This window comes from Variovorax xiamenensis (genome assembly GCF_050916385.1).
In the GTDB taxonomy this organism is placed as follows: domain Bacteria; phylum Pseudomonadota; class Gammaproteobacteria; order Burkholderiales; family Burkholderiaceae_C; genus Variovorax.
Genome location: NZ_CP139038.1, coordinates 4,980,887 through 5,002,182, shown reverse-complemented (window position 1 = coordinate 5,002,182; position 21,296 = coordinate 4,980,887). Strand labels below are relative to the sequence as shown.

At 61.0% G+C, this 21,296-nt stretch carries 19 protein-coding genes, 1 tRNA gene and 1 pseudogene; 10 read left to right on the top strand and 11 right to left on the bottom strand.

Annotated features, from left to right (window positions below; translation table 11 throughout):
• Positions 1-75: 75 nt before the first annotated feature.
• Entirely contained in the window at positions 76-606 is a 531-nt protein-coding gene (locus SFB74_RS22840) for an ankyrin repeat domain-containing protein (RefSeq protein ID WP_432726564.1), read from the bottom strand.
• A 341-nt stretch (positions 607-947) separates the two neighbouring features.
• Between SFB74_RS22840 and SFB74_RS22835 the strand changes: the two are divergent.
• The 9 genes and pseudogenes from SFB74_RS22835 to SFB74_RS22795 form a co-directional block, all read left to right on the top strand.
• A pseudogene (locus SFB74_RS22835) lies at positions 948-1,493 on the top strand (SIR2 family NAD-dependent protein deacylase); the annotation flags it as partial.
• A gap of 373 nt (positions 1,494-1,866) precedes the next feature.
• Positions 1,867-2,349, top strand: coding sequence for an Hcp family type VI secretion system effector (locus SFB74_RS22830; protein ID WP_093200216.1), 483 nt, complete (start codon positions 1,867-1,869; stop codon positions 2,347-2,349).
• A gap of 164 nt (positions 2,350-2,513) precedes the next feature.
• Positions 2,514-4,721, top strand: a complete 2,208-nt coding sequence (locus SFB74_RS22825; RefSeq protein ID WP_432726563.1) for a type VI secretion system Vgr family protein — start codon at positions 2,514-2,516, stop codon at positions 4,719-4,721.
• A 10-nt stretch (positions 4,722-4,731) separates the two neighbouring features.
• Positions 4,732-6,075, top strand: coding sequence for a DUF2169 family type VI secretion system accessory protein (locus tag SFB74_RS22820; protein ID WP_432726562.1), 1,344 nt, complete (start codon positions 4,732-4,734; stop codon positions 6,073-6,075).
• A complete protein-coding gene (locus SFB74_RS22815; RefSeq protein ID WP_432726561.1) occupies positions 6,072-6,428 on the top strand; it encodes a DUF4150 domain-containing protein in 357 nt (118 codons plus the stop codon). The genes SFB74_RS22820 and SFB74_RS22815 overlap by 4 nt, the downstream gene beginning before the upstream one ends.
• Before the next feature lie 3 nt (positions 6,429-6,431).
• Positions 6,432-7,646, top strand: coding sequence for a hypothetical protein (locus SFB74_RS22810; RefSeq protein WP_432726560.1), 1,215 nt, complete (start codon positions 6,432-6,434; stop codon positions 7,644-7,646).
• A 16-nt stretch (positions 7,647-7,662) separates the two neighbouring features.
• Entirely contained in the window at positions 7,663-8,148 is a 486-nt protein-coding gene (locus SFB74_RS22805) for a hypothetical protein (RefSeq protein ID WP_432726559.1), read from the top strand.
• Positions 8,149-8,173: 25 nt separating this feature from the next.
• A complete protein-coding gene (locus SFB74_RS22800) occupies positions 8,174-9,181 on the top strand; it encodes a hypothetical protein (protein WP_432726557.1) in 1,008 nt (335 codons plus the stop codon).
• A 413-nt stretch (positions 9,182-9,594) separates the two neighbouring features.
• Positions 9,595-9,768, top strand: coding sequence for a hypothetical protein (locus SFB74_RS22795; RefSeq protein ID WP_395316610.1), 174 nt, complete (start codon positions 9,595-9,597; stop codon positions 9,766-9,768).
• Positions 9,769-9,807: 39 nt separating this feature from the next.
• Here SFB74_RS22795 and SFB74_RS22790 read toward each other — a convergent pair whose 3' ends face one another.
• On the bottom strand, positions 9,808-10,275 hold the full coding sequence (locus tag SFB74_RS22790; protein WP_432726556.1) for a DNA/RNA helicase domain-containing protein: 468 nt from the start codon (positions 10,273-10,275) through the stop codon (positions 9,808-9,810).
• A 255-nt stretch (positions 10,276-10,530) separates the two neighbouring features.
• Here SFB74_RS22790 and SFB74_RS22785 point away from each other — a divergent pair, with 255 nt between their 5' ends.
• Complete coding sequence (locus SFB74_RS22785; protein ID WP_432726555.1) at positions 10,531-11,907, top strand: DNA cytosine methyltransferase; 1,377 nt, start codon at positions 10,531-10,533, stop codon at positions 11,905-11,907.
• On the opposite strand, the gene SFB74_RS22780 is transcribed toward SFB74_RS22785, so the two are convergent.
• The 9 genes from SFB74_RS22780 to prfB all read right to left on the bottom strand — a co-directional run bounded on the left by SFB74_RS22780 (position 11,845) and on the right by prfB (position 21,277).
• Positions 11,845-12,651: a hypothetical protein gene (locus SFB74_RS22780; protein ID WP_432726554.1), complete on the bottom strand. Its 807-nt coding sequence runs from the start codon at positions 12,649-12,651 to the stop codon at positions 11,845-11,847. The genes SFB74_RS22785 and SFB74_RS22780 overlap by 63 nt on opposite strands.
• Positions 12,652-12,731: 80 nt before the next feature.
• A complete protein-coding gene (locus tag SFB74_RS22775) occupies positions 12,732-13,109 on the bottom strand; it encodes a very short patch repair endonuclease (RefSeq protein WP_432731982.1) in 378 nt (125 codons plus the stop codon).
• A gap of 74 nt (positions 13,110-13,183) precedes the next feature.
• Complete coding sequence (locus tag SFB74_RS22770) at positions 13,184-14,149, bottom strand: O-methyltransferase (RefSeq protein ID WP_432726552.1); 966 nt, start codon at positions 14,147-14,149, stop codon at positions 13,184-13,186.
• Positions 14,146-15,498: an ATP-binding protein gene (locus SFB74_RS22765; RefSeq protein WP_432726551.1), complete on the bottom strand. Its 1,353-nt coding sequence runs from the start codon at positions 15,496-15,498 to the stop codon at positions 14,146-14,148. The genes SFB74_RS22770 and SFB74_RS22765 overlap by 4 nt, the downstream gene beginning before the upstream one ends.
• 137 nt (positions 15,499-15,635) lie before the next feature.
• Positions 15,636-15,711, bottom strand: a tRNA-Thr gene (locus tag SFB74_RS22760).
• A gap of 25 nt (positions 15,712-15,736) precedes the next feature.
• A complete protein-coding gene (locus SFB74_RS22755; RefSeq protein ID WP_019658239.1) occupies positions 15,737-16,747 on the bottom strand; it encodes a class 1 fructose-bisphosphatase in 1,011 nt (336 codons plus the stop codon).
• A gap of 26 nt (positions 16,748-16,773) precedes the next feature.
• On the bottom strand, positions 16,774-19,485 hold the full coding sequence (gene pepN / locus SFB74_RS22750) for an aminopeptidase N (protein ID WP_432726550.1): 2,712 nt from the start codon (positions 19,483-19,485) through the stop codon (positions 16,774-16,776).
• Positions 19,472-20,167 (bottom strand): HAD family hydrolase, encoded by a 696-nt coding sequence (locus tag SFB74_RS22745; protein ID WP_432726549.1) that lies wholly within the window; start codon positions 20,165-20,167, stop codon positions 19,472-19,474. Before SFB74_RS22745 ends, pepN begins: the two co-directional genes overlap by 14 nt.
• Before the next feature lie 5 nt (positions 20,168-20,172).
• A protein-coding gene (gene prfB, locus SFB74_RS22740; protein WP_103893603.1) for a peptide chain release factor 2 occupies positions 20,173-21,277 on the bottom strand; the annotation gives its coding sequence in 2 pieces (ribosomal slippage) (positions 20,173-21,195 and positions 21,197-21,277; 1,104 coding nt in all).
• Between the last annotated feature and the right edge of the window lie 19 nt (positions 21,278-21,296).

Sequence of the window (21,296 nt, the reverse complement as noted above, 5' to 3'; positions counted from 1 at the left end):
TACCGGGTTTGCTCCCGAGAACCAAGCTTCGAATCCTTGAGCGCGCCTGCGTCTCCCGCCGTTTCGCCTGTCCGCTTACTTGAGCAGTGCGGCGATGTCCTTTCTGTCGCTGCTGCTCGTTGCAGTCTCGTAAGCGGTCTTGCCGCTGGCGTCCTTCGCGTCACGTCTCGCGCCTAGTGCCAGCAACGTCCTGACGCCAATGAGGTTCCGGCCTTCCACTGCCATGTGCAAGGGCGTCCAGCCCTGGAAGTCACCCTTGGCGTTGATGTCGGCACCTTGCTTCGCTAGCAGGTCGATCAGCTCTGCGGAGCCGTCGTAGGCGGCAGTGTGAATGGGATACCAGCCTTCGTCTGTCTTCAGATTGATGTTGGCGCCGCAGGCCAGCATCTTCTTCACGAGATCGATCTTTTTGTCGGCCACCGCGCGAGAAAAATTGGTGTCGCCACCGATGTCCTTAGCCGACGGCGCAAGCTTCTTGCATTCGGCGGCACTAGGCTTCTTGAGCTGCTCCGCAGCGAACGTGCTGCCGGCGGCGATAGTCAGCACAACGGCAGCGATTACTCTCACGGCTTGCTGTGCACGGTGTCGGTGTTGGGGGTATTTCATGGATCCAGTCCTCCTTTGCTATTGATTGGATTCGTCGGCATCGCGGCAGATGGCGAGTACTGACCCCTGCGAATATAGCGAAGCGATTGTTTTCAATTGCGCAAAAAATCCCACCCTTGAATTGCTCGTATGAGCTGTTAGAACTTTTCGATTCAGACTATCTTGGGAGAATGAATATCGAAACTCAGCCGAACAAGATCGTCGTGCTCTCGGGCTCCGGCGTGAGCGCCGAAAGCGGCCTGCCCACGTTCCGCGACGCCAAGGGCTTGTAGAACAGCTATTCGTGGCAGGAGCTCGCAAGCCCGGACGGCTGGCAGCGACACCCCGAAGCCGTTCAGGCCTTCTACAACGAGCGGCGGGAGAAGGCGTGGCAGGCACAGCCGAACGCCGCGCACATCGCCATCGCGTTGCTCGAGGCTGCATACGAGGTCGTGATCGTCACGCAGAACGTCGATGCGCTGCACGAGCGCGCCGGCTCGCGCAACGTGGTGCACCTGCACGGGCAACTCGCCTATGCGCGGGGCACGTCGGAGCCCGAGCCGAAGCGCTACCGCATCGATGGCAACCCCATTGCGATGGGGCAGCTCTGTGAAGACGGCACGCAGCTGCGGCCCGACATCGTGTGGTTCGGCGAGGCAGTGCAGCACTTCGAGGAGGCCGAGGAGCATGTGGCCACCGCGGCGCGCGTGCTGGTGGTGGGAACTTCGCTCAGCGTCTATCCGGCGGCATCGCTCGTGCGATATGCAGACCGCAGTGCGCAGAAGGTGCTCGTCGCGCTCGACATGGAAGAGGTGCCGCGGGGCTTCACCTTCCTGCAGGGCAGGGCGGCGGAGCTCGTGCCTGTGCTGGCCGCGAAGTGGTTGAGCGAGGCGCAGGAGGCTTCGTAGCTGCTTTCGATGCCTGCAAATCAAAGGGCCCGCCATCGTGTCGATGGCGGGCCCTTTTTGCATTCGGCGAAAAAACGAGGTCGATGAATTGTTTGGTTCTCAGAGTCTGGGCCTTGGCTAATTTTGATTAACTCCTTTGGTCTTCATGTTTCCGGTGCTCGAAAAATGAATTGTGAGAAATGACTCGAAGAGGAAAGGAATTCATCCGAATTCAATCGATTTGTCACAGTCAGATCCGAACATCGCATTCACCCAGCCCCGGAGGCGCACGACAACCGTGTTGCCACAACCGGATTTCAATATTGCCCCGCCGCAATGGCGGCAAATGTTCAAGGCGCCCGGAGGGGGCGCCACAACCAGGGAACGATCAATCATGGCAGTAGACATGTTCATGCGCGTCGAAGGCGCGAACGGCGAATCGAAGGACTCGAACCACAAGGAGTGGACGGATATCAAGTCGTTTGCATGGGGCGCAACGCAGCCCGGCAACATGGTCAGTGGCGGTGGTGGCGGCGTCGGCAAGGCCAGCTTCAACGACCTGCAGGTTCTGGCGCGCATCGACAAGGCGGCACCGTCCGTCATGAAGAACTGCGCGAGCGGCAAGCACCTGAGCAAGGTGGAAGTGTCGGTGTGCAAGGCCGGTGGTTCGCAGATCGAATACACGCGAGTCACGCTCGAAGAAGTGCTGGTGACGTCGGTGCAGTACACGGCCGAACAGGGATCGGATGCCGTGTTCGTGCAGTACTCCTTCCAGGCTGCGAAGGTGAAGCAGCAGTACTGGGAGCAGACCGACAAGGGCGGCAAGGGCGCCGAGACGGTTCTGGCCTGGAACATCAAGGAAAACAAGGAGGCTTGATCCTTCCTTGTGCGTGAGGCGGAAGCGGGCCGCTTCCGTTTCACCGGGCCGCGAGGATCGGCCCGATGTCCTGACTTTCACGTGTCGGTCCGAATTCAGGGGAGAGTGTCATGCCAACAGGCGCAGCGCGGGCAATCCGCGTTCTGACCGCTTCTTGTGCCGCCATGCCCACGCTCGGCGGGCAACCCGCACTGGAGCCCATCGCCATCGAAGGCGACGAGGGCCTGAGCAAGCTGTTCGGCTACACCATCACGTTCAGCACGCCCGAGCAGGCGGGCTACAACGAGCGCCAAGCCGCCAACGTGAACATCAAGCAGCTCGTGGGCGAGACGCTCACGGTGCACATCGTGCTCGATGGGCGCCCCGGCGCGGGCGAAGACAAGCGCCACATCTCGGGCCTCGTGACACGCGTGCGCTTCCTGCGCTTGGAAAACCGCCGCGCGCTGTACGAAGCGGTGATCGAGCCCTGGCTCACGCTGGCCACGCGAACGAGTGACTACCGCATCTTCCAGAACAAGACCGTGCTCGACATCCTCGGCGAGGTCCTGTCCGACTACGAGTTCGCCCACGAAGTGAAGGCCACCCGTAGCTATCCGGCGCGCGAGTTCCAGGTGCAGTACGGCGAGAGCGATTTCGACTTCGTCGCGCGCCTCATGCACGAATGGGGGCTCTACTACTTCTTCGAGCATGCCGAGGGCAGCCACAAGCTGGTGATCGTGGACGACATGTCGGCGCACCAGCCGTACGCCAGCGCTGGCTACCAGAAGATCCCGTTCCATGGCGCCGACGACACCGTGCGCGAAGAACACTGCGACCGCTTCAACGCTTGCGAGACGCTGCAAAGCGGCCGCTGGGTCACCGACGATTTCGATTTCAAGCGGCCCAAGGCGCGGCTGCAGCAGGTGAGCGCCATGCCGCGCAAGACGGCGCAAGGCAGCCAGGAGCGCTATGGCTGGCCCGGCGACTACGTGGTCGAGTCCGAGGGCGAGCAGCTGGTGCGCACCCGCATGGAAGAAACCGGCAGCCAGGGCGAACGCGCCAGCGGCTCGGGCAACCTGCGCGCCGTGGTGCCGGGCTGCCTGATGACCCTGGAGCGGCATCCGCAGAACGACTCCAACCGCGAGTACCTCGTGACCGATGCGCATCTGCGGCTGCAGGACATCGGCGATGCCAGTGCGCAGCAGGAGTTCGAGTGCCGGGTGGATTTCGAGGTGCTTCCCAGCAGCAAGGTGTTTCGCGCACAGGAGCCGGAGGCACCCAGGCCGCGCACCACGGGCCCTCAAACCGCAATCGTCACGGGCCCGTCGGGCCGCGAGATCTGGACTGACGAGTACGGCCGCGTGAAGCTCAGCTTTCACTGGAACCGCTACTGCACGAAGGACGAGAACAGCTCTTGCTGGGTGCGCGTGTCTTCCCCCTGGGCCGGCACCAACTTCGGCGGCATCCAGATCCCGCGCATCGGGCAGGAGGTGATCGTCGATTTCGAGAACGGCGATCCAGACCGGCCCATCGTGACGGGCCGCGTCTACAACGCCGACAACATGCCGCCGTGGGTGCTGCCCGACAACGCCACGCAAAGCGGCCTGCTCACGCGCAGTTCCGAAGGCGCGACCGACGCCAACGCCAACGCGCTGCGCTTCGAGGACAAGAAGGGCGCGGAACAGGTATGGCTGCACGCCGAGCGCAACCAGGACATCGAGGTCGAGAAGGACGAAACCCACTGGGTCGGCCACGACCGCACGAAGACCATCGACCACGACGAGACCGTGCACGTGAAGCACGACCGCACCGAGACCGTGGACCATGACGAAACCATCACGGTGCACAACGACCGCACCGAGACGGTCGATGGCAACGAGACCATCACCATCCACAAGAACCGCACGGAAACGGTGGACCTCGACGAGACCATCACGGTGCACAAGAACCGTACCGAAACCGTCGACCTCAACGAGACCATCGGCATCGGCATGAACCGTACCGAGAAGGTCGGCCTGAACGAGACGATCAACATCGGCGAGCACCGGACCGTGACCATCGGCGGCGCGAAGATGGAGACCATCGCGCTGGCCAAAGCCGAGACCATCGGGCTCGCGAAGGCGCTGACCATCGGCCTCGGCTACCAGATCACGGTGGGCGCGGCCATGAACACCACCGTCGCGCTGATGCAGACCGAGCAGGTGGGGCAGTCCAAGCGCGTGGACGTGGGCAAGTCGTTGACCCTGCATGCCGGCGACCGCATCGAGCTGGTGTGCGGCAAGAGCTCGCTGGTCATGACCTCGGATGGCGCGGTCACCATCAGCGGGTCGACCTTCGACTTTTCCGCGAGCGGGCCGGTGCAGATCAGCGGCAAGGACATCGACCTCAACTGAGCGCCTTGCTGTGGAGTTTCGCAACCTCACGCCCTTCGACGCGCTGTGCTTTCGCGCGGCCACGCCGGGCGACCGCGAGTACAGGGTCGTCGCGATGAAGGTCGGCTACCGGCTCGTGCGCGGAAAGCATGGCCGGTGGGAGGCGCGGGTCAACGACGATGACCCGGTGCCGCTGACACTGGCCGACGAATACTGGGGCGAGGAGGGCGCATCGAGTCCGCGCGAGGAAAGCGACCTGGCGCCCTACAAGCCGCGCTGCGACGTGATCGTGAATGCCACGGCTCATGCGCCGGACGGGATTCCCGCACCCGAATGGGAAGTGCGCGTGAAAGTGACGGCCGGCCAGCAGTGGGCGCAACCACCGGAGCCGCCCAAGCCGCTGCACCCCGGAGCCCGGCTGACACCGCGGCAGCACGCCGCATGGGAAGACGAGAAGCGCCGGGCCGAGGCCCTGGCCGCGCCACGCACGGTGCTCGACAAGCGGCTGCTCGTCAGCGGCCCCTCGCTGCTCTATCTGAGCAATGGCCGCGAATGGGCGCGCATTGTTTCGCAGCCCGTCGAGAGCGTGCCCATGCGCTGGGAGCATGCCTTCGGCGGGCGAAGCCTCTCGCGCCGGCCCGACGCGCCCGACGATGAGCCGCCATTGCTGAACGAAGTCTGCTTCTCCAATCCGCTGGGCCAGGGCTGGGTCGATCGGCGTGCCGGTGATCTGGCGCGCCAGGCCGGGCTGCCCGCCGTCGAGCGGATGCCCGCACCCCAGATCGAAGCAGCGCACGAGCGCATGCAACAGCCGGTGCTGGCGAAGCACGCCGGGGTGAACCTGGATGCGCGGGCCATGGCCGAAGTCGCGAAGGGCTATGGCCGCGAACCGGCCGGGCTTGGCGTCGTGGGCCGGGCCTGGGCACCCAGGCTGGCGCTCGCAGGCACCTACGATGACGCATGGCTCGCGCAGCGCCACCCCTGGCCACCGCGCGACTTCGACTTCGGCTACTGGAACGCGGCGCCCGCCGACCAGCAGATTCCGTATCTGCCGCCCGATGCGCGAATCGAGTTGTGGAACCTCACCGACCCGACATCGACGCCGGACGGCCGCCTGTCCGTCACGCTGCCCGGCCATCGTGCCCTGGTGCTGCTGCGGCTCGACAACGGCGCGCTGCTGCCGCTGCCCATGGTCACGGACACCGTGCTGGTGGACGCCGAGGCCCTGACGCTCTCGCTCGTGCACCGCGTGTGGATTCCTTCGGATGCGCCTGTGCGCGTGATCGAAGCGCGCTTCGAGACGGACCCGCATGCGCCACTGGTTCGCGCCGCGCCGCAGCGCGGGCAGGCGGCCGTTGCGGAGCCCACGCCATGAGCGCCAACGTCGCCGCACGCAAGGAAGGGGGCTGGAAGGTCGTGAGCCTCGCCCCCGATGTCTGCAAGACACCCATGGGCAGTTCGATCCCGCCCGTGCCGTATCCCGTGACGGCCCAGCTGGACAGCACCACGTCGGTAGCCCTCAGCGTGCGCGCCAACGGACATCCGGTGGTGGTGTACGACATGAGCGTCGTGCCCACCACCATTGGCGACGCGGCGGGTGCCGCCAAGGGCGTGAAGAGCGGGACCGTGCAAGGCAAGTGCTATCCCAAGGAGCACAGCGGCACCGTGCGCGCCGAGGGCAAGCTTGTGGTGCGGCATGACGACCTGTTCTGGATGAACGGGCAATAGGGCATGACGGAACTCACGACCTCCGCGACCTTTGTCCCGACAGGGGACGGCGGATCGATCGGCATTGCCTTCATTCCGGCCGATGTTCCGAAGCCGGTGGTGATCATGCGGTACCCCACGTACCCGCCGCAGGGCGAGCCGACCTCGTTCATTCAGCTCAGCCAGGAGGAGTACGAGAAGCTCCAGCGGGACACGCCGAACGTCAGTCTTCCCGATTTCAAGCCCAGAAAGCCCGGTACCAACGCCAACGGCAACACGCTCGGTCCCGTCGTCGGCGAGACACCATCCACGCAAGGGTCGGCCAAGCAGGCGAATCCCGAGGTCAAGCCCGAGACGCCGAAGGAAGAGAGCTGGTGGAGCAGCTGGGGCAGCTCGATCACACACACGGTGCTGGACGTCGGCGGAGTCATTCCCGTGGTGGGCATCTTCGCCGACGGCGCCAACGCGGCGATCTATGCGGCCGAGGGCGACTACGTCAACGCCGCCATCTCCGGTGCCTCGGCTGCCGCCAACCTGGTTCCCGGTGGCGGTATCGCGGCCAAGGCGGGCAAGGTAGCGATCAAGGGTGCGCTGAAGGGCGGGGAGCGGCTTGGCATCAAGGAGGCAGAGAAACTGCTCGCGGAGCGGCTCGCGAAGGAGAAGCTGGAGAAGGAGGCTGCCGAGGCGGCTGCCAGGAAGGCCGAGAAGGAGGCCGCCGAAAAGGCCGAGGCCGAGGCGGCAGGCGGCGGATCGAAGAAGAAGGACACCGAGGTCAAGAAGAAGCCCAAGCCCAAGCCGAAGTGCGGACAGAAAGGCCCCTACAAGGACCGCCTCGACCATGACAATGCGGGCGTGAACTGGGACCATGTGCCCTCGAAGGAGGCGCTGCTCAGGGCGGCTCGAGACGTCAAGGGCGAGGCCTTGTCGCCGGGGGAGATCAAGGCAATCGTCGAGAACGCCCCGACAATCGCGATTCCCGGCGAGCTCCATCAGAAGCACAGCGAAACATACGGTGGCCGGCAGCACCAGACGATCGATGGCCTGAAGCGTCCCGACAGGGACGCGATGGATCTGCAACGCGCAGCCAAGGAAAACACCGACAAGATCCTGGAGTCCATCGACAAGTACGACCCCGGATGCAAGGGGGCCTACAAGAAAGCCGCCGACGAGATCACGAAAATGACCCACAGCGAATGGAAGAAGTGGTTGAAGAAGATCATGAAATCCGTCGATGAATGAAACCAGGAAGCACACCATGACACTGAACGAACTATTGCCCTTCATCGGCTGCTCCGAACTGAATGCGGGGCTCGGCCAGCTCCTGAAGTCCGCCGGCGCGAACATCGCCTCTCTCTCGATGAAAAAGCTCCGTTCGCAGGGCGTGGAAGGCATGGAGCTTCATGCTGAGGGCCTGGCCCTGACGTTCAACGAGCGCGAGGACTACATCCGCACCTATGCCGAGCCCAAGGACAAAGGCGAGGCGATCCTGGTCGCCGTGTTTGCCTACGGTGCGGGCAGCAAGGCTTTCAAGCCCTACCAGGGCCCGATTCCTTTCAGCAAGGGGCCGATCGCCAACCGGCAAGACGCGCTTCGCGAGTTCGGCACCCCCCTGCGCACCGAGGAAGAGGACGACGTGGTCGAGTGGGATCAATGGCTCAAGGACGGCGTGCAGATGCGTGCGACGTACCGCGACGATGGGTCAGTGAAGGTTCTTTCGTTCACCGTCCCTTTCAAGAAGTGACGGGCGGTGCGCCCAGGCCCTGCAAATGAACAGTCGGACTGACGCCTTCGAGGCGCGCAACTACCTGCTGGGCCATGCCTGGGAGGGCGCGCGCGTGCAAGCGTTGGTCGAAGGCTGGGAGCAGCTCGAATGGCTGGACCGCGAGGCACTGAAGAAGTCCCGCGCGGATCATCGTCTTTCGGCGATGGACCCTGGGCAAGGCATCTATCTGTTCTTCACCGATGCCGACAGCCATCTGGCGCGATACGGCGAGCCTTGCACCAAGGGCAGCCTCATATTGAGCCGCGTGTCGCTGCTCCTTCATTTCGATCCGCAATGGACGCCCTATGCGGGCACCTTGCCGCTCGGGCTGCGCGCGGACGACATGGTCGGTGACGTACTCCGGCGGCTGGGCCCACCGGCGGAACTGTGGCGGGTAGGCCTGAATGTCTCCAAGGCGCGATGGTCCACGCCCGATGCCGAAGTGGACGTGAGCTTCGAGCGCGACACGGGGCGACTCAAGCTGGTGACGATGACGCCGCCGCGGGTGGCTCCGGTATCAGCAAGCGCGATGCCCACACCCGAACAGTTCGCACGGCAATTCGGCCGACCGTTGGCCGAGTTGCAGGAGGACGCCCAGTTCGCCCCCTTCTCCCTGGGCGCGAAGGCCCGCGAGATTGCCGAGTACGGCGAAGCCGACTACTCCCGGGAGTTCGGTGTCGAGCTCTACTTCAGGCCAGGCGCAGAGATGGCGGATGCCGTGCCGGGAGCATCACGAAGCAGCGAACCCTGCCTGAGCGGCGTGCGCTACCGGGCGGATCTGGATTTCCAGAGCAGCGGCTACGCAGGCCCCTTGCCATGGGGCTTGCAGATGAGCGACACCATCGACGTGACGATGTCCAAAGCCGCGGCGCGCCCATTCAAGGAAGCACTGGATCGCGACGATGGCTATCAGCTGTGGCGCACGGACCTCTGCGATGTTCATGTGCTCTACAGCTTTCTTGAAGATCGCATTTACCGGGTCACGTTGCTGGCGCGTGGGTGCTACGAGTAGGGCCCAGCAGGCCTGCTGCGAACCGACGTTCGCTCGTTCGTGCGAAGGATGAGCAGATCAAGGTTTGAGCGCTAACACCGCAATGATCGCGGTCACGCACGCAAAGTCGATGCGATCCCCAATTTGTTCACTGCATGGAGTCGCCGGCCAGCGCGGTTCTCCCATACATTTGAACGACCGCCGCGCCTCACGGCGGGACATCGATGCACACCGCAGCGATGTCGATGTGAGGCACAAAAGGCGACGGCCAAGGTGCGCTAACACCATGGCCGTCTGACCAATCAACGTGCATTACCTAGGAAGGCGCACATCAAATGGCTGATCAAATTATCGCCGGGCAAGACTCGCCCTCATCTGACGACACCGCCGGGAGGCCAGACTCGCTAGACGTTCTTGAGAACAAGTTGACCCAAATGCAATCTCTGCTGAGTTGCTGTCATGGGGACTGGAGTGAATGGTTCCAGGAAATCGGGGAACGGCATCGGGACAACCTGATGTGGCTTGCCTCCGATCTGGCGGACGACATTGCCCGCCTTGTCCAGGAGCTTCTGAAAAGGCTCAACGCGATGGATCAGCAACAAGCCTGATGCCATCAGCCGGCGGACGTTGCCGCCCGTCGCTGATCGTCATGGCTGGACCGCAGCGAGCGCACCGGGTGACAGCCGGTTGCGAAAGTAGCTCGCGGTCTCTTCGTCGCTGCAGTAGACGTAACACCCCTTCATGCCGCGCGTCATCAACGTGCGGTAGGTGTTCTTGATGATGAGATCCGCCTCTGCAGCGGCGCTTTTGGGGTTGGTCTTGAATCGAGACTTGTAGCCGCGCAATGTCTTGTCGAATCGGTCTCGTGCCTTTGGTACCGTCACGACGCGCCCGTCGCGAACGATCAAATCCGGGCCGATGATGACCCCGATGTAGTCCACCTCCAGGCCCTGGCAGGTGTGAATGCAGCCCACCTCGTTGATCGAGTTCGGCGCAATGATCCACAAACTGCCGTCGACGTCGAGGTTCCAGCGCTTGCGGTAGTCACCGATGACGATGTCGAAGGCCTTTGGGTCTTTCTTGCTGGTCCATGGCAAGCAATAGCCGGCGACCAAGCATGCGATGCCAGTCGTGTTCTACGCATGTGGCAGTTGCATAAGCAGCTTCACGTGACTGGAGACTAGGGCTGAGCAAGATCATCTTGTCCGCTGATTTGCAAGTGAAGCCGTGCGGCTCTATCAGGATGCCTTCAAGAACGTCTGAGGGGGAGGAAAAATGGTCATTCGCAAGGGGGCAGCGAGGTAGTTCGCGCGGAACCGAAGGATTCCGTAGGGTATCCTCAATCCCCTTTAGTGGAGTGTGTGAGACAAATGCCAAGGCCTATCGGAATCGACCTCTTCTCCGGTGCGGGAGGGCTCAGTCTAGGGTTCGAACAAGCAGGATTTGATGTGGTCGCTGCCGTTGAGATTGACCCGATTCATGCGGCAGTTCACGAGTTCAATTTCCCTCATTGCAAAGTGATAGCTCGGTCTGTGACGGAGCTTACTGGTGAGAGCATTCGGCAGTCCGCTGGGCTTGGCCGCAACCCGGTCGATGTCGTGTTCGGTGGAGCCCCGTGCCAGGGCTTTTCGATGATTGGCCAGCGAGCTCTCGACGACTCGCGCAATCTACTTGTAAAGGAGTTCGTTCGCATCGTCCACGAACTCGATGCGAACTACTTCGTGTTCGAAAACGTCAAGGGCTTGACTATAGGAAAGCATCGTCAGTTTTTGGAGGAGTTGATCTCGGAATTTGAGCGTATAGGCTACGACGTCCGAAAAGACTGGCGAGTATTGAACGCTTGCCACTACGGGGTGCCCCAAGATCGGCAGCGCCTATTCTTGCTAGGTGCAAAGAAGGGGCTTAAGGTCCCTGTTTATCCAAATGCTACGACGGTAAAGCCGGGCGATTCAAAGAATGCAGAACACCTGCTGCCGTCCGCTCCCACATGCTTTGAAGCATTGAGCGACCTGCCAGATGCTGAGCAGTTCAAGAAACTGCTCGATACCGACGAAGTGGATACCAAAAAGTGGGGGCGGCCCAGCGCCTATGCTCAGCTGATGAGGTGCGAAGTTCGCGAGGGTTGGGGCTACGGCTACGAACGAGTTTGGAGCCCGACGGTGCTGACTGCCAGCATGCGAACGGATCATTCTGAGATTTCCCGTCGCCGCTTTGCCGAGACCCTTCCGGGCAAAGTCGAGCCTGTATCCCGATTCTTCAAGCTTCCCACGACTGGTGTTTCGAACACTCTTCGTGCCGGTACAGATTCAGCAAGAGGCGCGTTTACCAGTCCCCGCCCCATTCACTACAAATACAACCGTTGCATCACGGTGCGAGAGATGGCGCGGTTGCATGGTTTTCCCGATTGGTTTCGATTCAACGAGACCAAATGGCATGGTGCTCGGCAGATTGGTAACGCTGTTCCCCCACCGCTGGCTAGAGCAGTTGCGAGCGAGGTAATGCGTGCGCTTGGAGTGCGGCCGACGATGCCAAAGGCAAAGATTCAACTCGGCGATGTGTTGCTGGTACGAATGGGAATGGCCGCGACCTCTCAGTATTTCGGCATCGACGCGCCGATCGGCAAGCGCAACATGAAAAGTGGTGTGAAAAAGCGGTCTCAGCAGGAAGTTGAAGCAGCACGACTTCTACTGAAAACGGAAGCGGCGAACGTTAACGATTTCGATATCGTCAATCGTCGTGTGGGGTGAGAACTCCACAATCCAGACGGTGTTTGCTGCGTCCCGCCACAGGCCAATGCTTCTGACTTTTAAACCTGCGACAGGCGGCTTCTCTGCAGCATAAGTGTTCAGGTTCAATACCTGCGACCAAGATAGTTTGTCTTGGCCGCCTTTCCCGGAAATGGGAACAAGCGTGCCGATCCCTCCGTCCAGCCCGGCCTGTACTTCGTCGATTTCAATCTGCCCATAGGTAACAGTAGTGCGATGGTGCCCCTGGATGGGCCACGCCATAAAACCCAGCACCTTTGAGAGCAGGCCGACATTTCTTACTCTGGTGAACACAGCCTGCTCATCATTCCCGAGTAGCGCCTTGATAAACGGCGGTGTCTGATCCAACTCAGTCTCGATGCTAGGCTCAACACTGAGCGCGTCAGGGAGATCGATGATGTTTTTGCGCTTGGTACGACGGAGTCGATAGCGCCCCTTTCCACTTTGCAACCAAGTCATCGGCCCAACTTGTTCGACCTCTCTGGGTAGTTCTCTCCTCGCGTCGTATGTGTACTTGATGTCGGGTACGTTGGCGACTTCCCTATCGATAACACCATCTTGCACGGCTCGATGCATCGCAGCGCGAACATCATTCTGATCAAACGCCAACTCCTCAGGGACATCAGCGGGTTCCATGCCCTCCGTGAGAAAGCGGAATAGATAGATTGCGATTCGGTCGTATTTGGGGAGTTCGCTGAGTTCCTGGGGGGCGGTCTTCCAAAGCATGTGCAACCTATTCGTGAGGAAACGAATGTTGCCAGATTATGTGAGTTTTTGGTGCTTTAGTTGGATTTTGCTTGGATTGTCTATGGCTTGGTGTCTCTGAGCGCTGCTTCAAGTCGATGTGCTAGAGAGAGCATGTCACGTAGCTCGCACTGCCAGACTTCGACTACCTGCCAGCCCAATTCCCCCAGCATGGTCGTTTTACGGATGTCCCGGGCGCGATTGGCAGCGATCTTCGGTGCCCAGTAGTCCAGCTTTGATTTGGGTAGTTGGCCATATTTGCAACCGTGTCCATGCCAAAAGCATCCGTGGACAAATAAGGCGACGCGAAGGCGAGGAAACACCACATCTGGCGTTCCAGGTAAATCTTTCCGATGCAGGCGAAATCGAAATCCTAGTCTGTGCAGCAACGACCGCACCGCAAGCTCGGGGCCTGTATTTTTGCCTCGAACTTTCTTCATAAGACGTGTCCGTTGGGCGGTGGTCAATCGGTCACTCATATCGTTAAGCGCTACCTGCACGACGTGCAGCTTGACTACCCTTCGAGTACCGCGAAGCTTGGAAGATATCGGTACATCTGTTTGAAATTTTTGGCTTCTTTTTCTGGAATTGAACCTAACAGGAGCTCTTGATCGGGTCCTAGCGGTAGCTGACTTTCAAGTCGCTTGAATTCTCTAATGGTGAGCTTGGGAACTTCAACGCGAATTGGAGAAAGAGGGGTTGGAATAAAATCCAAAGAGTCGAAGCGGCATTCTTGCAATAAATTCTCGTCCGCGGAAGAATAGAGCATGCCGACCAAAGTGGTCATCTTGGCTCCATCTTCGTATTCAATTTCGCAAATCAAACGAAATTTTATCTCCAAATTCGATGATGAGTTTCGGGCGGCAATGCCAGCATAAATCTCGTCAAGCAGAATTTTTCGACTTAGTGCGCCAAATCGCCAGCCGTACAAATCGTCGGGAGATACCGCTTGCTCGAACCGCTGCCGTCCAAATCTACCGATGAATCTGTCCAATGCCGAAAGGGCATCAGCGGCCTTATCTTGCTCCGCCTGAGGTACTTCAGGTGCAAGAGAGCATTGAACCGATACTGCCAAAAGGGTGCCTGACGGACAGTTTCGAGCAACAGTCTGCATATCGTAAAGCATGTCTGTCGCAATCGGATCGTCGTAGTCAAGCCAAAGAAATTGCTTTCGGCTCCAATCCAACTTAGGAAGTGCATCCTTAGAGTGCTGATAGATTACTGGAATCCGAAATGGTTTATTCTCCTCAATCCGCGCCTGGCTTCCTTTTGCCGACTCGATTGAAACCATATCTTTAATGCCTAGCGCGCGATGGAAAAGGGAAAAATCTGCAAACCAGACTGAACCAAACCCAACGTAGATATAGTCTTCGACTCGACCGAATGGCCAAACTCTTCTGAATATGTCGCAGAGCATTCGTCTCTCCGCATGCTTGGCAGGTCGAATTGAGTAGTCAATTCTTTTAAAACTTCCGCTCATTTCCCGCCCATCCGTTCAAAAGCAAGTTCGAAAGTTTTTTCGCCAACCGCCTTTGCGCTGCTCACTTTTAATTCTGCCATCAAAAATTCAACATCATCGACTGGCTTTGAGTATTGAACTTTTATTGTACGCACTGTTTTTGAAATGCTGCCTCTGGCTGGTGCTAAAAACGCCGCTTTCGTATTTAGAGTTTCGACCTTCATTGGTACGGATTTGCTAACAAAGTCGAGCAGGGGGCTTTCATTTTTTGTGAATTCTTCGATATCGTTATCCAAATCGTTTAGGAAGGAGATTACAGGCCTCATCATCTCCACCATTCTTCCGAATGCGGTCTGCCAGACGGGACTGTCTTGGTTGACGTCAGTTTTTGTTGTATTCCATGGAACACGTGACGAGTCATCGCTGTCAAAATTTACAATCCCACGGAATCGGGCAAATTGATTGTGGAAGGTCGGTATCGCAATGGAATTTGACTCATCCTCGACAACTCCCCAGCCAGTGACTTCTCGTCGATCCGCCTCCAAGATAACCCGGCCATTGCAAATTACATTCCAGCCGGCTTCCTTTGGTGCGCTTTGCCCGACGCCTACAATAATTCGCACATTAACGGGGGATTCTCCCGTGTCTGTTATTTGGAAGTTGTCTAAGCCAGGCCTAAAGCGCCCATCTTCTCTCACAAGTAAATAGAGGCTAAACGCGTCAACTGAAATTCCATTGACAATTATTTGGAGTCCTTGTGCAATAAACTGGCGGTGCTTTGATTTGATTAGTCCGATTATTGCGTTTTGGAACTGCGGGGAGGAGAACTTCCAACCCACTTCGCCTCTCAATTCGCTGGCAATAATTTCTACTCCAGGCGTATCTTGAGATATTTGATCGTCTGGCACAAATGGCGACCAAGGAAAATGCCAATCTTTTTGATTTTCCCACTCTTGCACTGCCACGTCCACCGCCCAGGCCTCGTTTTTTGTGGCGGAGCGAATTGAAAAATGGTGGCCAAACTTAAAAAGAGCCCGCTTCATGCCAACGCCGAATTGGCCGATGGAATGCGGTGTGCGGGGTGAATTGGCAGGGCGGCCAAATCTGAATGCGTAGTCGCGAGCTGTTGCTCGATCAAATCCACCACAGTTATCTATAATGCGGAATTTGGTTTTATCAAATTCGATACGAATCTGCAATCCGAGAAAAGGCGTATCGCCGGTTCGACCTAGTGATTTCGCGCCATCAACTGAATTGTCAATTAAATCAAGCAGTGCTTGCTCTAGGGCAATATCTCGAGTCAGCATTTCCACAAAGAAAGTCTTTGTTGGTTCTGCGTTGATTGGCGATTCATCAAGCACTGCTGTCATGGGAACCCTTGGTTTGTAACGGGATAAGTAACACAAGATATCTTGTGTCTGCATCGCCGTTGTACAGGGAAACCCTTGTAGGGAGGGGCTCAATTGACCAAAAAAAAGCCGCTGTCCAAAGGACAGCGGCTTTAATTTGGTGCCGGAGAGATGAATCGAACACCCGACCTTCTCATTACGAATGAGCTGCTCTACCGACTGAGCTACACCGGCGAAGCCTCAGATTATAGCCAAGAAATCATGCCTTCTCGGCGTGGTACTGCGTCAAACGCTCAACTTCGTTTCTAGAACCCAACATCACGCTCACCCGCTCGTGCAGTTTGGTGGGCTGCAGGTCCAGGATGCGCTGCTTGCCGTTGGTGGCCGCGCCGCCGGCCTGTTCGACCAGCCAGCTCATCGGGTTGGCCTCGTACATCAGGCGCAGCTTGCCGGCCTTTTCGGGCTCGCGCTTGTCCCACGGGTACATGAAGACGCCGCCGCGCATCAGGATGCGGTGCACGTCGGCCACCATGCTGGCGATCCAGCGCATGTTGAAGTCCTTGCCGCGCGGGCCTTCCTTGCCGGCCAGGCATTCGTCGATGTAGCGCTTCACGGGCTCGTCCCAGTGGCGCATGTTGCTCATGTTGATCGCGAATTCCTTGGTGTCGGGCGGAATCTGGATGTCTTCCTGCGTCAGCACGAAGCTGCCCTGTTCGCGGTCGAGGGTGAACATGGCCACGCCGTTGCCCACGGTCAGCACCAGCGTGGTCTGCGGGCCGTAGATGCAGTAGCCGGCGGCCACCTGCTGGGTGCCTGCCTGCAGGAAGTCGGCTTCCTGCACGCCGGGGTGGTCGTCGGGCTTCTTCAGCACGCTGAAGATGGTGCCGATGCTGACGTTCACGTCGATGTTGCTGCTGCCGTCGAGCGGGTCGAACATGAGCAGGTATTCGCCCTGCGGGTAGCGGTTGGGCACCACGTAGATGCTGTCCATTTCCTCGCTGGCCATGGCCGCGAGGTGGCCGCCCCATTCGTTGGCCTCGATGAGCACTTCGTTGGCGATGATGTCCAGCTTCTTCTGGATCTCGCCCTGCACGTTCTCGCTCTCGGCCGTGCCGAGCACGCCGCCCAGCGCGCCCTTGTTGACGGCCTGGCTGATGCTCTTGCAGGCGCGCGCGACCACTTCGAGCAGCAGGCGCAGCTGGCCGGGGATGAGGCCGTCGGCACGCTGTTGTTCGACGAGGTAGCGGGTGAGGGAAATCTTTTGAGCCATGTGTCTTCCGGGTTCGGGTTGCTTCTTCAGTTGCCAGCCAGGGCGCGGGTGACGACCTCGTGGGTGTCCTTGCTCAGGTCGGGCTTGGCCGCCACGCGGGCAATCGCCTCGCGAGCGGCGCTGCGATACGGCTCGGCCAGCTTGCTCCAGCGGTCGAGCGCGCGCGCGAGGCGGGCGGCAACCTGCGGGTTGATGGCGTCGAGCTCGATCACGCGCTCGCTCCAGAACACGTAGCCGGCCGCGTCGGGGCGGTGGAAGGCGCCGGGGTTGGCGCTGCAGTAGCTGAAGATCACGCTGCGCGCGCGGTTCGGGTTCTTCAGTGAGAAGTCGGGGTGCTTCATCAGCTGCTTCACCAGCGGCAGGATGTCGCCGCCGCGGTCGGGCGCGCCGGCCTGCAGCGAGAACCACTTGTCGATGACCAGTGCCTCGTCCTTGAAGATGGCGTGGAAGCGCGCCAGCGCTTGCGCCGCGAGGCTGTGGCCCGACGCCGCCAGCGCGTTGAGGGCGTTGAAGCGGTCGGTCATGTTGCCCGCGTCCTTGAAGCGCTGCAGCGTCTTGCCCGGCCACACGACGTCGCCCGAGGCGCGCGCCGCGAGGCACAGGAAGTTGAGCGCCATGCCGGCCAGCGCGCGGCGGCCCGAGGAGGTCGGGTCGGGGCTGTAGGCGCCGGTGTCGTGGTTCTCTTCATAGGCCCACTGCCAGTCGGCGAAGAGGGCGGTGGCCAGCTGGGCGCGCATGGCTTCGCGCACGAGGTGCACGCGCTGCGGGTCGACCACGTCGAGCTGCTCGGCGATGTAGGTTTCCGACGGCAGCGTGAGCACCAGTTCCTTGAAGGCGGCGTCGAGCTGCGGGTTGCGCAGCACGCTGCGCATGGCGTCGATATACGCGTCGTTCAGCACCGGTGTGGTGTCGGTGGCCAGCGCGGCAATGCCTTGCAGCGCGGCGCGCAGGCCCAGGCGCTGGCCGGCTTCCCAGCGGTTGAACGGGTCGGCGTCGTTGGCCAGCAGGGTGAGCAGCTGGGCGTCGGTGTACTCGAAGTCGAGGATCACCGGCGCGCTGAAGCCGCGCAATATGGAAGGCACGGGCTCGGCGTCGAGGCCTACGAAGGTGATCTGCTCACCGGCGCGCGACAGCACCAGGGTGCGGGTGCAGGGTGTGCCCGGCTCGCCTCGGGTCACTTCGCTTTCGCCTTCGAGCTGCATCGGCAGTTCGCGGCCACTGGCGTCGAGCAGGCCGATGTTCAGCGGAATGACGAAGGGTTCCTTGGTCGGCTGGCCCGGCGTGGGCGGGCAGCTCTGCACCACGCTCAGGGTGTAGCTGCGGTTCTGCGCGTCGTACACGCCGTGGGCGGCAAGGCGCGGCGTGCCGGCCTGGCTGTACCAGCGCTTGAACTGGGGCAGCAGGCGGGCGAGTTCCGATTCGGGGTTCGCGTCGGCAATGGCCTGGGCGAAGTCGTCGCAGGTCACGGCCTGGCCGTCGTGGCGTTCGAAGTAGAGCGTGATGCCCTTCTCGAAGCCCTTGCGGCCGACCAGCGTCTGCATCATGCGAACCACCTCGGCACCCTTCTCGTAGATGGTGACGGTGTAGAAGTTGCTGATCTCGATGTAGCTGTCGGGGCGCACCGGGTGGGCCATGGGGCCGGCGTCCTCGGGGAACTGTGCGGTGCGCAGCACGCGCACGTCCTCGATGCGCTTCACGGCGCGGGCCGAGGCGTCGGCGCACAGGTCCTGGCTGAATTCCTGGTCGCGGAAGACGGTGAGGCCTTCCTTCAGCGACAGCTGGAACCAGTCGCGGCAGGTCACGCGGTCGCCGCTCCAGTTGTGGAAGTACTCGTGGCCGACCACGCTCTCGATGTTGCTGTAGTCGGCGTCGGTGGCGGTGGCCTGGTTGGCCAGAACGTACTTCGTGTTGAAGATGTTCAGGCCCTTGTTCTCCATGGCGCCCATGTTGAAGTCGCTGGTGGCGACGATCATGAAGCGGTCGAGGTCGAGCGGCAGGCCGAAGCGGGCCTCGTCCCACAGCACCGAGTTGATGAGCGAGTTCATCGCGTGCTCGGTCTTGTCGAGATCGCCGGCACGCACGTACACCTGCAGCAGGTGTTCCTTGCCGTTGCGCGCCTTGATGCGCTGCTCGCGCGCCACCAGCTTGCCCGCCACCAGGGCGAACAGGTAGCTGGGCTTCTTGAAGGGGTCGACCCACTTGGCGAAATGGCGGCCCTCGGGCAGCTCGCCTTGCTCGACCAGGTTGCCGTTCGACAGCAGCACCGGATAGGCGGCCTTGGCCGCGCGCAGGGTGACGGTGTAGCTCGCCATCACGTCCGGACGGTCGAGGAAGTAGGTGATGCGGCGGAAGCCCTCGGCCTCGCACTGCGTGAAGAAGGTGTCCTCGCTCACGAACAGGCCCATCAGCTTGGTGTTCTTGATGGGGCAGCAGGTGGTGAAGATCTCGAGCTCGAAGCTGTCGGGCAGGCCGTCGATGACGAGCTGGTCGCCCTCCATGCGGAACGACGCGCCCTGGCCGTTGACCAGCACGCGCGCCAGGTTCAGCTCGTCGCCGTCCAGGCGCAGCGGCTGCACCGGCGCCTCAGGGTTGCGGCGCATCTGCATGCGGTTGAGCACACGGGTCTTGGCGGGGTCGAGGTCGAAGGTCAGGTCGACGGTGTCGATCCAGTACGCCGGGGCGGCGTAGTCTTCGCGGCGGATGGCGATGGGTTGGCCTTGTGCGTCACGTAGCAGCATCGAGGGTCTCCAGAAAGTTCGAATGGGCGAGTTCGTCGTAGTCGCGAACCGCGGCGATCACATGGGGGCCGGCCAGCTCGGCGGCGGTATGGGTGCTGCACACGGCCACGGCGCGCATGCCGCCGCGGCGAGCGGCCTCGATGCCGAAGGGGGCGTCTTCGAAGACGATGCAGCGCTCGGGCGCAACGCCGATGCGGCGCGCGGCTTCGAGAAAGATGGCAGGCGTGGGCTTGCCGGTGAAGCCCTCGTCGCCGCCCACGATGGCCAGCGGCAGCGGGTCCATCTTCAGGCGCGACATGGCGAACTCGATGTTGTGCCTGTCGCCTGCCGTGCCGACAGCCACCTTCAGGCCGCGCGCAACGGCCGCCTTGGCGAAGGCCGTGAAGCCCGCAACTTCGGTGAAGTTGTCGCTGAACATGGCGCGGTAGATCTCTTCCTTCTCGTGCACCATGGCCTGGCACTCGGCGTCGGAGAGTTCGCGCTCGAACAGCTCGCGCATGCACTCGGTGCCGGTGCGGCCCGTGGTGCGCGCGAGGATGTCGCTCACATCGAGTTCGAGGCCGTGGCGCGCCACGAACTCCACCCACGACCGCGCATGCCAGGGCATGGAGTCGATCATGGTGCCGTCCATGTCGAAGATGAAGGCTTCGACCTTGCCACCCTTCAGGCTTTGCAGGCTCATTGGTCTTACACGCCCTGCTTGAGAGAGGCTTCGATGAACACGTCGAGGTCGCCGTCGAGCACCTTCTGCGTGGCGGAGACTTCGACGTTGGTGCGCAGATCCTTGATGCGGCTGTTGTCCAGCACGTAGCTGCGGATCTGGTGGCCCCAGCCCACGTCGGTCTTGCTGTCTTCGAGCTTCTGCTGTTCTTCCTGGCGCTTGCGCATCTCGTGGTCGTACAGGCGCGAGCGCAGGCGCTTCCACGCCACGTCGCGGTTGCTGTGCTGGCTGCGGCCGTCCTGGCACTGCACCACGATGCCGGTCGGGATGTGCGTCAGGCGCACGGCCGAGTCGGTCTTGTTGATGTGCTGGCCGCCGGCGCCGCTGGCGCGGAAGGTGTCGGTGCGCACGTCGGCCGGGTTGATCTCGATCTCGATGGAGTCGTCGATCTCCGGGTACACGAAGATGCTGGCGAAGCTGGTGTGGCGGCCACCCGAGGAGTCGAAGGGCGACTTGCGCACCAGGCGGTGCACGCCGGTTTCGGTGCGCAGCAGGCCGAAGGCGTAGTCGCCCTCCACCTTGATGGTGGCGCTCTTGATGCCGGCGGTGTCGCCGGGCGTTTCGTCTTCGAGCTGCGCCTTGAAGCCCTTGCGCTCGGCGTACTTCGTGTACTGGCGCAGCAGCATGCTGGCCCAGTCGCAGGCCTCGGTGCCGCCGGCGCCGGCCTGGATGTCGATGAAGGCGTTCAGCGGATCGGCCGGATTGCTGAACATCCGGCGGAATTCGAGCTGCTTGATGTCGGCTTCGAGCGCTTCGGCGTCATCGGAGATGGCCTGCAGGCCGGCGATGTCGCCGTCTTCCTTCGACATCTCGTAGAGCTCGGTGTTGTCCGACAGGCCGCTGGTTAGCCGGTCGAGCGTGACGACCACGTCGTCGAGCGACTTCTTTTCCTTGCCCAGCTCCTGGGCCTTCTTCGGGTCGTTCCAGACGTTGGGATCTTCGAGCGATGCGTTGACCGTCCTCAGACGTTCGGCTTTTGCATCGTAGTCAAAGATACCTCCGTAAATCGACCGTGCGGGCGCTCAGGTCCGCAAGCATTGCGCCGATTTGGTTGATTTGTTCTGCGTCCATGGGGTGTCCTGACTGTCTG